This window comes from Bacillus sp. MMSF_3353 (assembly GCF_030733445.1).
In the GTDB taxonomy this organism is placed as follows: Bacteria; Bacillota; Bacilli; order Bacillales; family Bacillaceae_G; genus Bacillus_A; species Bacillus_A wiedmannii.
Genome location: NZ_JASHJA010000002.1, coordinates 180566 through 193902, shown reverse-complemented (window position 1 = coordinate 193902; position 13337 = coordinate 180566). Strand labels below are relative to the sequence as shown.

The following is a 13337-nucleotide window of genomic DNA, read 5'->3' as shown; positions in this document are numbered from 1 at the left end:
AAGCGTTAAGTGTTAGACTCCATTTTTTTCCCAATGAGTTTTAATTGCTTATTGATCTCGTCTTTAGATACTTCTTTTTTCTTAATTTTGCTCTCAAGCTTTTCGAGTAACATAAAGATTTTTTTATCAGTACTTACACGAACATCGAAAGTAGGATGCTCATCACTTAGCTGCTTTTGAAGCTTCTTACGCAGAGGCTTTAATCCAAACCTTTCGTGATGCTCAGGTAGAACTGCTATGTAGAGATCCAAATTTGAATTCACTGCTGTGCTTTTTGTAATTTCATCCATAGCGAGAGCCCTTTTCTTGGCTCCTTGTGATATAGATTGATTAAAGGATTCCGTACTCGTCTTTGTTAGTTTGGGACCTTTTTCTTTCTCCGTTCGTTTTGCTTCTTCTTTCACTTTTTTATCTAAGGGACTATTATCACATCCGGTAAAAGAGCTAAATAGAAGGGCAAATAATGCGGTTATGAGACCGAGTTTTCGCATGATTATCATTCCATTTCTATTGCAATATGTAATGTGATAGAAAAAGGATGACTGCATATCATCCTTTTTCTATTTCACAGCATGACTAATCTGTTATTGCTGTGAGTATTGTGGTTCTTCTTGTTGGACTTCTTCAACGCGTGGATTTAAAGAATCGATAATCGTTTGCGTTTGCTCTGCAGCTGTTTGGAAAAGTTGCTTTGCTTGTTGGTTATCCGTATCAAGAGCGAATCCCTCTAAGCTAGCTTGTGCACTTTTTAATCCAGAAACAGTTTGCTTTAGTTTTGTAATTACAGTCATTGAATGAAGCCCCCTTTGGAATATCAATTCAAAGATTATAATTTGTGAGTTGGGATGAATTTATGATTGGAAAATTTAGGGGATAGTACTTTGTTAATATATTCCTAACTAAGGTTCATAAAGGATTACAGGGATATTTTTATTGATTTAGATGGATTTTATTGCTATTATTATGAAAAGAAAATGAACTATTTTCTATAATCATGCGCCCATAGCTCAGTCGGATAGAGCGGTGGTTTCCGGTACCACGTCTGCCGGGGGTTCGAATCCCTCTGGGCGCGTTATGTATTGTTGGTGTTACGTGTTGAAAATAAATAGTAAATTTAAAACAACCTCTTGTATGTGATTAGAAATAATTGTGTATAGGGGGTTTTTGTTATGGCCCTACAAGGTACTTCTGTTAATTTTGTAATGAGTTTATACTAAAATTATCTAAAAATTATAGTATGAGGGGATTGCAGGTGCGTAAAATTAGTGGATATTTAAGTATTTTAGGGGATAACGAACGTAGAACCGTTGCTGTGTCTGATTCTGGTGAAATTACAGGCGATGAAATGTTGAAATTCATGTTAAATATGGAAGTGCACTATAAAGAAATTGATAGGGATTGTTTTGGACCTAATCACTATTTGCCTAGCGGAGACTACCATAAGGATTTAATAGCGATTGTCTTTACGGCTGAAATGATGTTAGACGACATGGAATTAGAAGGTGAATGGCCTGCTGAAGAAGGGGATGTTATATTTAACGAAGCATAATGAATCTATCTGCATAAAAAGGTCTGCACTTACAAATATAAGTGCAGACCTTTTTTATTAATACTTGTTATATCTGATAATAAGAATTACTATTAGTATGTGGTAATAATTTTTATCGCGCTATTATTTTCTTTCAATATTATTCAAATTTCGGTTGTAAGTTGTAAATCTCATTAATACATATAAATTAATAATATTTTGGAATGGGTGTCTGTGATAGCATTCTCCTTTTACCAAACTTATTGTACAATAGAAACAAGGGGGAGATTAGTTTGAAGGCAAGTCTTTTACAAGAACAAAGCTTACGTTTGGCAATGACACAAGAGTTAAGGCAAGCGATTACAATGCTCCAGTATAATGTACAAGAATTATCGGAGTTTTTGTATGAGCAATCGTTAGAGAATCCCCTTATTGAGTTAGGTGGTTTTGAGAGGGAGAAGAAAAAGAGCTCTAACAACAGTAAAAGTACCAGCAAACAAATCGAGAATCAGATGGAAATCTACAGTGTGGATTCAACAACGATTCAGCAACATTTATTAAATCAAATACAGTATTATAAAATAGATGAAGAAGAGCGAAAAATAGCTTCTTTCATTATTATGAACATGGATGGAAATGGGTATTTACAAGAAACGAACGAAGAGTTAGCGGATCTCCTTTCCGCACCGATTCATGAAGTCGCCCGCTTTGTAGAGCTTGTCCAATCACTCGAGCCAGCAGGGGTAGGAGCGCGTAATATTCAGGAATGTCTAACTTTACAATTGAAGCGCTTACAAAGACGGAATGGATTAGCGGAAGAGGTTATAGAGGATCACTTCGCTTATTTCGTGAAGAAAGATTGGCGAAAGCTCGTTCAAGTGTTGAAGTGTAGTAATGAAGAATTGCAATCGGCGGTGAACTGTATTACGTCATTACAGCCGAAACCAGGTCTTGCGTTTTCTTCTGATAAACCGCTTTATATTGTGCCTGATATGGCGGTGAAAAAAGATGGTGATCGTCTCGTTTTACAAATGAACGAGAGAAATATGCCGAGAATTGAAATTCATTCTGAGTATAGTGCGCTTCTGAATAATAGTGAAAGTGAAGTAGCATCTTATGTATCAGAAAAGTATCAGCATGTGCAGTGGATTATGCGCAGTTTAAAACAGAGAAAACAAACGCTTCTGCAAGTGATGACTATTATTATGGAAAAACAACGTGATTTCTTCTGGGAAGGTCCAGAATATTTAAAACCGCTTGCTTTAAAAGAGGTAGCGGAAGAGTTAAGTGTGCATGAATCTACAATTAGTCGTGCAACGCGAAATAAATATGTGCAAACACCACATGGTTTATTTGAGATGAAATCTTTCTTTAGTAATGCTATTTCGACTACTGAAGATGAAGCAGTTTCTACAAAGCGTGTGAAACGATTTATCCAAACGCTTGTTGAGGCGGAGAATAAGAAAAAGCCACTTTCAGATCAAAAGATTTCAAAATTATTAGAAGAAGAGCATGAAATCGTTATTTCTCGAAGAACAGTGGCGAAGTATAGAGAACAAATGCACATTCCAGCGTCATCATTACGAAAAACGATCGGATAGGTGAAGAATATGAAAGTTGTACTGTATACAAAAAAAGATTGTGGCCTTTGCGTGCAGGCGAAACAAGTTTTAGAGGAAGTACAATGTGAATATTCTTTTCAAATCGAGGAAATAAATATATATGAAGATAATGACCTTTTAGAAAAATATCACCTAATGATTCCGGTGGTAGAAATAGGCGGAAAACAAGTAGAATATGGTAACATTCACAAAGGTGTCATAATAAACTATATAAAGAATGCAGTTAAGAGTTGAATAAGTTTCTATCTCCTGTTACAATAATACACGTAGCAGGGATTATTTTTTTAACCTATGTGGGACGCAAAATGTCACTACGGGACGTAAAGTGACCACGAGGAAAAATGAACCAATGTAGTGAGGAGAAAAGATATGCGCTCATGGATTCAGAACACAAAAAAATTATTACCTGATCTGCTACCTGTTATGCAAACGAGAATGCAAATTCTTCAATACATTAGGCTCATGCAGCCGATTGGAAGAAGAAACTTGTCAGCAAGTCTCGGTATGACAGAACGAGTATTGCGAAGTGAAGTTCAAGTTTTGAAAGAACAAAACTTAGTTCACGTCGCTTCTTCTGGAATGACTTTGACAGAAGAAGGAACAGCTTTAGTTCTTGCTTTGGAAGACTTTATGAAAGAAATTTCCGGGTTAAAGGTTTTAGAAAAGCAACTTAAGGAAACATTAGACTTGGATGAAGTTTTCGTTGTCCCTGGTGATAGTGATGAATCACCTTGGGTCAAACTGGAGATGGGCCGTGCTTGTGTGACTTGTATAAAAGACCGTCTGACAGCGAATAATATCGTTGCTGTGGCTGGAGGAACTACGCTAGCTGCTGCTGCGGACATGATGCAGCTTGATTGCAAAGATTTACATATGCTATTTGTCCCAGCGCGTGGTGGAATTGGAGAGGGTGTCGAATTAGAAGCCAATACCATTTGTGCCAAGATGGCACAAAATACGATGAGTAATTATCGCTTATTGTATGTTCCAGACCATGTTAGTAGCGAAGCATATGCGTCTATTGTGACAGAGCCTTCCGTGAAAGAAGTTCTTGAGTTGATTCGATCTTCCAATATCGTCATTCATGGAATAGGTGATGCGTTAACAATGGCACGTCGCAGAAATACTTCAGAAGCAGATTGGTTAAAGATTCAAGCAAGCGAAGCAGTAGGCGAAGCTTTCGGTTACTACTTTAATGAACAAGGAAATGTTGTTCATAAAGTAAGGACAGTTGGTATGCAACTTGAGGATTTACAACATGTATCTCACGTTGTTGCAGTCGCTGGAGGTTCTTCAAAGGCAAAGGCAATACAGGCTGTAATTAAACAAGGGCACACTTCAATTCTAATTACAGATGAAGGTGCAGCAAAACAGTTAACAAAGGGTATTACCCTTTAATATAATCCCCCAAGGAGGAAATTCAAATGACTAAAATTGGTATTAATGGATTTGGACGTATCGGACGTAACGTATTCCGCGCAGCTCTTAACAACTCTGAGGTAGAAGTAGTAGCAATCAACGACTTAACAGATGCTAAAACATTAGCTCACCTTTTAAAATATGACACAGTTCACGGAACTTTAAATGCAGAAGTATCTGCTAACGAAAACAGCATCGTTGTTAACGGTAAAGAAATTAAAGTTATCGCTGAGCGTGACCCAGCTCAATTACCATGGAGCGACTACGGAGTAGAAGTAGTAGTAGAATCTACTGGCCGTTTCACTAAAAAATCAGACGCTGAAAAACACTTAGGTGGATCAGTTAAGAAAGTTATCATCTCAGCTCCAGCTTCTGACGAAGATATCACTGTAGTTATGGGTGTTAACCACGAACAATACGATGCAGCTAACCACAACGTAGTATCTAACGCTTCTTGTACTACAAACTGTCTAGCTCCATTCGCTAAAGTATTAAACGAAAAATTCGGCGTAAAACGCGGAATGATGACAACAATTCACTCTTACACTAACGACCAACAAATCTTAGACTTACCACACAAAGATTTACGTCGTGCTCGTGCAGCAGCTGAAAACATGATCCCAACATCTACTGGTGCAGCTAAAGCTGTAGCATTAGTATTACCAGAACTTAAAGGTAAATTAAACGGTGGCGCTGTACGTGTTCCAACTGCTAACGTTTCTCTTGTTGACTTAGTTGTTGAACTTGACAAAGAAGTAACAGTTGAAGATGTAAACGCAGCATTCAAAGCAGCAGCTGAAGGCGAATTAAAAGGTATCCTTGGATACAGCGAAGAGCCATTAGTATCTATCGACTATAACGGATGTACAGCTTCTTCTACAATCGATGCATTATCTACAATGGTAATGGAAGGTAACATGGTTAAAGTACTTTCTTGGTACGATAACGAAACTGGTTACTCTAACCGCGTAGTAGACCTAGCAGCATACATGACTTCTAAAGGTCTTTAATTCTTAATTATATAAGTAATCAATGACAAAACGAGGGAGAGGGTTTGTTCCCTCTCTCTCTTCTTTCGTTTTAAAAGCAAATGTGTTAAGCTTTTGAGTGGGTTTTGTCAATCCTAACTAGTAGTCGGAGGGAAATCCAATGAACAAAAAATCAATTCGTGACGTAGATTTAAAAGGTAAGCGTGTATTTTGCCGCGTTGATTTCAACGTACCTATGAAAGAAGGCAAAATTACAGATGAAACTCGTATCCGTGCAGCTCTTCCTACAATTCAATATTTAGTAGAGCAAGGTGCGAAAGTTATTTTAGCAAGTCACTTAGGCCGCCCAAAAGGTCAAGCAGTAGAAGAATTACGTCTTACTCCAGTAGCAGCACGTTTAGGCGAGCTTCTTGGTAAAGATGTTAAAAAAGCAGACGAAGCATTCGGACCAGTTGCACAAGAAATGGTTGCAGCAATGAACGAAGGCGACGTATTAGTTCTTGAAAACGTACGTTTCTATGCGGGCGAAGAAAAGAACGATGCAGAACTTGCGAAAGAATTTGCAGCTCTTGCTGATATCTTCGTAAACGATGCATTCGGTGCAGCTCACCGTGCTCACGCTTCTACAGCAGGTATCGCAGACTACCTACCAGCAGTATCTGGATTATTAATGGAAAAAGAGTTAGATGTACTTGGAAAAGCACTTTCTAACCCAGAACGTCCATTCACAGCTATCATCGGTGGTGCGAAAGTAAAAGATAAAATCGGTGTAATTCGTCATCTATTAGACAAAGTAGATAACTTAATCATCGGTGGCGGACTTGCTTACACATTCGTTAAAGCTTTAGGTCATGAAATTGGTCTATCTCTATGTGAAGACGACAAGATCGAACTAGCTAAAGAATTTATGCAACTTGCAAAAGAAAAAGGCGTAAACTTCTACATGCCAGTTGATGTTGTAATCACAGAGGAATTCTCTGAAACTGCAACAACTCAAATCGTAGGTATCGACTCTATCCCTTCTACTTGGGAAGGCGTGGACATCGGTCCTAAAACACGTGAAATTTATGCAGATGTAATTAAAAATTCTAAGCTTGTTGTATGGAATGGACCAATGGGTGTATTCGAAATGACTCCATTCGCAGAAGGTACAAAAGCAGTAGGACAAGCATTAGCAGATGCAGAAGATACATACTCTGTTATCGGCGGTGGTGACTCTGCAGCAGCTGTTGAAAAATTCGGTATGGCTGATAAAATGAGCCACATTTCTACTGGCGGCGGTGCGTCATTAGAATTCATGGAAGGCAAAGAGCTTCCAGGTGTAGTTTGTCTTAACGACAAATAAGTAGCAGCCAAAGAAAAAGGACGGTGCAAAGCATGCGTAAACCAATTATCGCAGGTAACTGGAAAATGAATAAAACTCTATCTGAAGCAGTTAGCTTCGTAGAGGAAGTTAAAGGTCAAATCCCAGCAGCTTCAGCTGTTGATGCAGTAGTTTGCTCTCCAGCTCTATTTTTAGAGCGTTTAGTAGCAGCAACTGAAGGAACTGATTTACAAGTAGGTGCACAAAACATGCACTTCGAAAAAAATGGTGCATTCACTGGCGAAATTAGCCCAGTAGCACTTAGCGACTTAAAAGTAGGCTACGTAGTACTTGGCCACTCTGAGCGTCGTGAAATGTTTGCTGAAACAGATGAGTCAGTAAACAAAAAGACTCTTGCAGCATTTGAACATGGTTTAACACCAATCGTATGTTGTGGTGAGACTTTAGAAGAGCGCGAAAGCGGAAAAACATTTGATCTAGTAGCAGGTCAAGTGACAAAAGCACTTGCAGGTTTAACAGAAGAGCAAGTTAAAGCAACTGTTATCGCTTATGAGCCAATCTGGGCTATCGGTACAGGTAAATCTTCTTCTTCTGCAGATGCAAACGAAGTATGTGCGCACATCCGTAAAGTTGTTGCAGAAGCTGTTTCTACAGAAGCTGCAGAAGCTGTTCGTATTCAATACGGCGGTAGCGTAAAACCAGAAAACATTAAAGAGTATATGGCACAATCTGACATCGACGGCGCTTTAGTTGGCGGTGCTAGCTTAGAGCCTGCTTCGTTCTTAGGTCTTCTGGGGGCGGTAAAATGAGAAAGCCAACAGCTTTAATCATTCTTGATGGTTTCGGACTACGTGAAGAAACTCATGGGAATGCTGTAGCACAAGCTAAGAAACCTAATTTTGATGGTTACTGGAACAAATTCCCTCACACAACGCTTACAGCTTGTGGTGAGGAAGTAGGCCTTCCAGAAGGTCAAATGGGTAACTCTGAGGTTGGTCACTTAAATATCGGTGCTGGCCGCATTGTATATCAAAGCTTAACGCGCGTAAACGTTGCAATTCGTGAAGGTGAGTTCGATCAGAACGAAACTTTCCAAAATGCAATTAAAAGCGTAAAAGAAAAAGGTACTGCTCTTCATTTATTCGGTTTACTTTCTGATGGTGGTGTGCACAGTCACATGAACCATATGTTTGCTCTTCTTCGCTTAGCAGCAAAAGAAGGCGTGGAGAAAGTTTATATCCATGCATTCTTAGACGGCCGCGATGTTGGACCACAAACAGCAAAAGGTTATATCGATGCAACAAATGAAGTAATTAAAGAAACAGGAGTAGGACAATTCGCGACTATCTCTGGTCGTTATTACTCTATGGACCGTGACAAGCGTTGGGATCGCGTAGAAAAATGTTACAGTGCTATGGTGAATGGTGAAGGCCCTACTTATAAATCAGCAGAAGAGTGTGTAGAAGACTCTTATGCGAACGGTATCTATGATGAATTCGTATTGCCGTCTGTAATTGTTAACGAAGATAACACGCCAGTTGCAACAATCAATGATGATGATGCAGTTATCTTCTATAACTTCCGTCCAGACCGTGCAATTCAAATTGCTCGTGTATTTACAAACGAAGACTTCCGTGAGTTCGATCGTGGTGAAAAAGTACCTCACATTCCTGAATTCGTTTGTATGACACATTTCAGTGAAACTGTAGATGGTTACGTGGCATTCAAGCCAATGAACCTTGATAACACATTAGGTGAAGTTGTTGCGCAAGCGGGATTAAAGCAACTTCGCATCGCGGAAACTGAAAAGTATCCGCACGTTACATTCTTCTTTAGCGGTGGTCGTGAGGCTGAATTCCCAGGAGAAGAGCGTATTTTAATTAACTCACCGAAGGTTGCAACGTATGACTTGAAACCTGAAATGAGCATTTACGAAGTAACGGACGCTTTAGTAAATGAAATCGAAAATGATAAACATGATGTTATCATTCTTAACTTTGCAAACTGTGATATGGTTGGCCATTCTGGGATGATGGAACCAACAATTAAAGCAGTAGAAGCAACTGACGAATGTTTAGGAAAAGTTGTAGAAGCGATTCTTGCAAAAGATGGTGTAGCACTTATTACTGCTGACCATGGTAATGCTGATCAGGAGTTAACTGCTGATGGTGGACCAATGACAGCTCATACAACTAACCCGGTTCCTTTCATCGTTACAAAAAATGATGTAGAGCTTCGTGAAGGTGGTATTTTAGGAGATATCGCTCCAACAATGCTTACGCTTTTAAATGTGGAACAACCGAAAGAAATGACAGGTAAAACAATTATTAAATAATTTGCTTATATAAAAAGGAGAGAATTTATTATGTCAACAATTATTGATGTTTATGCTCGCGAAGTCCTTGACTCTCGTGGTAACCCAACTGTAGAAGTAGAAGTTTACACAGAAAGCGGCGCTTTCGGACGCGCTATCGTACCAAGTGGTGCATCTACTGGTGAGCACGAAGCAGTAGAATTACGTGACGGTGACAAATCTCGTTACCTTGGTAAAGGTGTTCTAAATGCAGTAAACAACGTTAACGAAGCAATCGCTCCAGAAATCGTTGGTTTCGACGTAACTGACCAAGCTGGTATCGACCGTGCTATGATCGAATTAGATGGCACTCCAAACAAAGGTAAACTAGGCGCTAACGCTATCCTTGGTGTATCTATGGCAGTAGCTCACGCAGCAGCTGACTTCGTAGGTCTTCCATTATACCGTTACCTTGGTGGATTCAATGCAAAACAATTACCAACTCCAATGATGAACATCATCAACGGTGGTTCTCACGCTGATAACAACGTAGACTTCCAAGAGTTCATGATCTTACCAGTTGGTGCTCCAACATTCAAAGAATCAATCCGTATGGGTGCTGAAGTATTCCATGCACTTAAAGCTGTATTACATGACAAAGGTCTTAACACTGCAGTAGGTGACGAAGGTGGATTCGCTCCAAACCTTGGTTCTAACCGTGAAGCATTAGAAGTAATCATCGAAGCTATCGAAAAAGCTGGTTACAAAGCTGGCGAGAACGTATTCTTAGGAATGGACGTTGCTTCTTCTGAGTTCTACAACAAAGAAACTGGTAAATATGACCTTGCAGGCGAAGGCCGTACTGGCTTAACTTCTGCAGAAATGGTTGATTTCTACGAAGAGCTTTGCAAAGACTTCCCAATCATCTCTATCGAAGATGGTTTAGACGAAAACGACTGGGATGGTCACAAATTATTAACTGAGCGTATCGGTGATAAAGTACAATTAGTTGGTGACGACTTATTCGTAACTAACACTCAAAAACTTGCTGAAGGTATCGAAAAAGGTATCTCTAACTCAATCTTAATTAAAGTTAACCAAATCGGTACTTTAACTGAGACTTTCGAAGCTATCGAAATGGCTAAACGTGCTGGTTACACAGCAGTTGTATCTCACCGTTCTGGTGAAACTGAAGATGCTACAATCGCTGACATCGCAGTTGCAACTAACGCTGGCCAAATCAAAACTGGTTCTATGAGCCGTACTGACCGTATTGCTAAGTACAACCAATTATTACGCATCGAAGACGAACTAGGCGAAATCGCTGTTTACGATGGTATCAAATCTTTCTACAACATCAAACGATAATTGTAGAAAATAACGACAGACCGTGAGAAATCACGGTCTGTTTTTTTATGTTAAAATTGCTCACCCGTCATCAGTGACATGAAATGTTTAAAGAAGCAGTTATAATCAAAATCAATTGCGATTTGATGACTCGGCCAATCAATAAATGGCTTAGATTCTCCTAAAGAACGAAATTCCCCTATGCTTGTTCCTTGTGCATAAGATTCTGTCATGACAACGATAGGTGACTTGTGATATGTAAACATAGAGTTATCAAGTAAAGCGAGTATTGGCATTGTGTCATGGAAGGGGCTCCCCTTTAAATGCGGTAAGGCGTCTTTATAATATCCGTAGTAATAATGATTGAATAACGGTTTGACGAGTGGGGCTTTTCCTTTTGCTTCAATGTATTCAGCCATTTCTGGTGTAATGATGGAATACTGAGTGACGTTTAATGGATAGATGTACATGTTAGGTGAGGATTGAAGGACTATATTAGCAGCAGTAGGATCGCCATAAAAGTTTGCTTCGGAAATAGGGGTAACATTACCAGGATGTAAAAAGGCACCGCCCATTACGTAGTAAGATTTAACTTGCTTCATGAGCTGTTTACATAAGATGAATAAAATTGCTAGGGAGGTAAGTCTGCCTAAACTAACAATGATTAATTCATCTTTATACTGTTCAATAAGAGGAATGACTTCGAAAAAATTCTCCATTTCTCCGTTAGTCACATGTCCCTTTGGAATAATTGGCCCGAGCCCTTGTTTCCCGTGTACTTCCGTAAAGAAAGCAGGAGGGGCGCCAGTAAGTGGGCGTTCTGATCCACCAAATATCTTGATATTTCTATCCTTTGCTTCGTTCTTAAGAAAATGAGCATTTTGTACGGCCATTTCTTTTGGAACATTGCCGTAATCAGCAACAATGCCGACGATTTCTATTTCATCAATAAAGAATGCTAAGAGGAGAGCCATCGTATCATCAATCCCAGGATCACAAAAAATAAGAACTTTTTTGGCATATGTTCACCACCTATCTTGTTTATCCCGTAAAAGCCTGATTGTAGGGATGAAGAAAACCACCACTAATGAAAGTTTCACTTTATATATATGTAAGCTTAAGGATAAAAAGATTATTTTATTGAAATAACAACGTTATAAATTCAGAAAATAAAAACTTTTTATATTAGGTCAAGGTTTTTGACTTAATTTCTATGCGGAAATCCAGTCATATCAAGGTTGTAAGCGTCTAACATAAGCTGTTTTTGCTGTCAAGTTGATAAATTGCAGCTTTTTACAATTTATACTATGATAAAGATATTAAGAGAAGATCGTATAAACATGAGGGATGATGAACATGAAATTTACAAAGATTCTTGTCCAAATTGCTGCTCTTTACGTCTTGTATATGGTTGGAACTTGGTTACAAGAAGTGTTAAATATTCCGATTCCAGGAAGTTTGATTGGAATGTTCCTCTTACTTGTTTTACTTAGCCTAAAAGTCCTTCCAGTGAAATGGTTCGATTTAGGAGCAGAAACACTCGTTGCTATTATGCCGTTTTTATTAATTCCGCCAACACTTGGCCTAATGAATTACGGTGCTTTTTTTATGAGTAAAGGAATTTCTCTTTTCATTACAATTGTAGCGAGTACATTTTTAATTATTATTGTCGCAGGGCATACAGGACAATATCTTGCGAATAGAAAGGAAAGAGAGTCGCGATGAGCCAAATATTAATTGGAATCGGTTGGGTTCTTTTTACGGTGCTATTATACCAATTATCTAAAAAAATCTATAAATTATTTCCAACACCATTCACCATTCCAATGCTTGTAGCAACAGGATTAATGGCTTTCTTATTTATCATGCTTGATATACCATATCAACATTATATGGAAAGCGGTGGTGGCTGGATTGCAAAACTGCTGGGACCCGGTGTTGTAGCATTTGCAATTCCTCTTTATAAGCAACGTCACGTTCTGCAAAAATATGTTGTACCGATTGCTGGTGGCGTATTAGTAGGGACAACAGTTGCAATCGCAAGTGATTTTGCCATTGCATCACTTATGGGAACAGATAAAAGCTTAATTTTATCTTCTTTACCAAAATCGGTGACAATGCCAGTTGCGATGAGTGTTTCAGAGCAAGTTGGTGGTGTACCGTCATTAACAGCAGCTTTCGTTGTTATCGCAGGTATTACTGGAACGATTACCGGCCCACTTTTATTAAAATGGAGCCGCGTTACAAACTCAGTTGGTAAAGGTATCGGATTTGGATGTGCTTCTCATATTATGGGTGTAATGAGAGCGATGAAAAATAATGAACATGAAGGTGTTATTGGATCGGTAACAATGACATTAACAGCAATTTTGACATGTTTGCTCGGGCCGTTATTTGCAATGATGTTTATGTAATAGAAGAAAAGCGAGAGCGACTCTATAGCTCTCGCTTTTCTATAGAATTTATGCTACAGTTAAAATAACTGAATCTTTGTAGGAGGTACGCCAAGTGCATACGTTATTATCCGTTTTACTTATTATTGTATCGATTTTAATGATTGTTATGGTACTTATGCAGTCTAGTAATAGCTCAGGCCTTTCAGGTGCAATTTCAGGCGGTGCAGAGCAATTATTTGGTAAGCAAAAAGCACGTGGAATTGAAGCGGTATTAAACCGTATTACAATTGTTTTAGCTGTTCTATTCTTCGTATTAACAATTGCTGTTACGTACTTAAATTTATAGAATTGAAAGAAGAAGCGTTAGTAAGATGTACTAATGGTTCTTCTTTTTTTATTTTGCCATTTGAAAGATGTTT

15 protein-coding genes and 1 tRNA gene are annotated in these 13337 nt (G+C 38.7%); 13 read left to right on the top strand and 3 right to left on the bottom strand.

Annotation, left to right across the window (positions count from 1 at the left end):
- Positions 1–5: 5 nt before the first annotated feature.
- Both RBB48_RS06280 and RBB48_RS06275 read right to left on the bottom strand, forming a co-directional pair.
- Entirely contained in the window at positions 6–491 is a 486-nt protein-coding gene (locus RBB48_RS06280; protein ID WP_046955592.1) for a YhcN/YlaJ family sporulation lipoprotein, read from the bottom strand.
- A gap of 93 nt (positions 492–584) precedes the next feature.
- Positions 585–791: a DUF1657 domain-containing protein gene (locus RBB48_RS06275; protein WP_000216160.1), complete on the bottom strand. Its 207-nt coding sequence runs from the start codon at positions 789–791 to the stop codon at positions 585–587.
- 205 nt (positions 792–996) lie between these two features.
- Here RBB48_RS06275 and RBB48_RS06270 point away from each other — a divergent pair.
- The 10 genes from RBB48_RS06270 (at position 997) to eno (ending at position 10543) form a co-directional block, all read left to right on the top strand.
- Positions 997–1072 (top strand) — tRNA-Arg (locus RBB48_RS06270).
- Positions 1073–1252: 180 nt separating this feature from the next.
- Positions 1253–1549: a hypothetical protein gene (locus tag RBB48_RS06265; RefSeq protein WP_097889579.1), complete on the top strand. Its 297-nt coding sequence runs from the start codon at positions 1253–1255 to the stop codon at positions 1547–1549.
- A gap of 272 nt (positions 1550–1821) precedes the next feature.
- Entirely contained in the window at positions 1822–3129 is a 1308-nt protein-coding gene (gene rpoN, locus RBB48_RS06260; RefSeq protein WP_088064784.1) for an RNA polymerase factor sigma-54, read from the top strand.
- Positions 3130–3138: 9 nt separating this feature from the next.
- Entirely contained in the window at positions 3139–3384 is a 246-nt protein-coding gene (locus tag RBB48_RS06255) for a glutaredoxin family protein (protein WP_000869731.1), read from the top strand.
- Positions 3385–3519: 135 nt separating this feature from the next.
- Positions 3520–4548, top strand: coding sequence for a gapA transcriptional regulator CggR (cggR, locus tag RBB48_RS06250; protein ID WP_001258183.1), 1029 nt, complete (start codon positions 3520–3522; stop codon positions 4546–4548).
- Positions 4549–4574: 26 nt separating this feature from the next.
- Entirely contained in the window at positions 4575–5579 is a 1005-nt protein-coding gene (gene gap / locus RBB48_RS06245; protein ID WP_000161234.1) for a type I glyceraldehyde-3-phosphate dehydrogenase, read from the top strand.
- Between the two features lie 139 nt (positions 5580–5718).
- The gene (locus tag RBB48_RS06240) at positions 5719–6903 is read left to right on the top strand and encodes a phosphoglycerate kinase (RefSeq protein WP_001036333.1); all 1185 of its coding nucleotides are present in this window, start codon (positions 5719–5721) and stop codon (positions 6901–6903) included.
- A 32-nt stretch (positions 6904–6935) separates the two neighbouring features.
- Positions 6936–7691, top strand: a complete 756-nt coding sequence (tpiA, locus tag RBB48_RS06235; RefSeq protein ID WP_001231043.1) for a triose-phosphate isomerase — start codon at positions 6936–6938, stop codon at positions 7689–7691.
- Complete coding sequence (gpmI, locus tag RBB48_RS06230; RefSeq protein ID WP_001231145.1) at positions 7688–9217, top strand: 2,3-bisphosphoglycerate-independent phosphoglycerate mutase; 1530 nt, start codon at positions 7688–7690, stop codon at positions 9215–9217. The genes tpiA and gpmI overlap by 4 nt, the downstream gene beginning before the upstream one ends.
- 30 nt (positions 9218–9247) lie before the next feature.
- Positions 9248–10543, top strand: a complete 1296-nt coding sequence (eno, locus tag RBB48_RS06225; RefSeq protein WP_000103948.1) for a phosphopyruvate hydratase — start codon at positions 9248–9250, stop codon at positions 10541–10543.
- Positions 10544–10593: 50 nt separating this feature from the next.
- On the opposite strand, the gene RBB48_RS06220 is transcribed toward eno, so the two are convergent.
- Positions 10594–11496, bottom strand: a complete 903-nt coding sequence (locus RBB48_RS06220; protein ID WP_199695618.1) for a nucleoside hydrolase — start codon at positions 11494–11496, stop codon at positions 10594–10596.
- A 382-nt stretch (positions 11497–11878) separates the two neighbouring features.
- Between RBB48_RS06220 and RBB48_RS06215 the strand changes: the two genes are divergently transcribed.
- From RBB48_RS06215 to secG, 3 genes are all read left to right on the top strand, one after another.
- Positions 11879–12247: a CidA/LrgA family holin-like protein gene (locus tag RBB48_RS06215; RefSeq protein ID WP_075309614.1), complete on the top strand. Its 369-nt coding sequence runs from the start codon at positions 11879–11881 to the stop codon at positions 12245–12247.
- The gene (locus RBB48_RS06210) at positions 12244–12936 is read left to right on the top strand and encodes an LrgB family protein (RefSeq protein WP_000078299.1); all 693 of its coding nucleotides are present in this window, start codon (positions 12244–12246) and stop codon (positions 12934–12936) included. Before RBB48_RS06215 ends, RBB48_RS06210 begins: the two co-directional genes overlap by 4 nt.
- Before the next feature lie 94 nt (positions 12937–13030).
- Entirely contained in the window at positions 13031–13264 is a 234-nt protein-coding gene (gene secG, locus RBB48_RS06205) for a preprotein translocase subunit SecG (RefSeq protein WP_000557263.1), read from the top strand.
- Positions 13265–13337 lie beyond the last annotated feature (73 nt).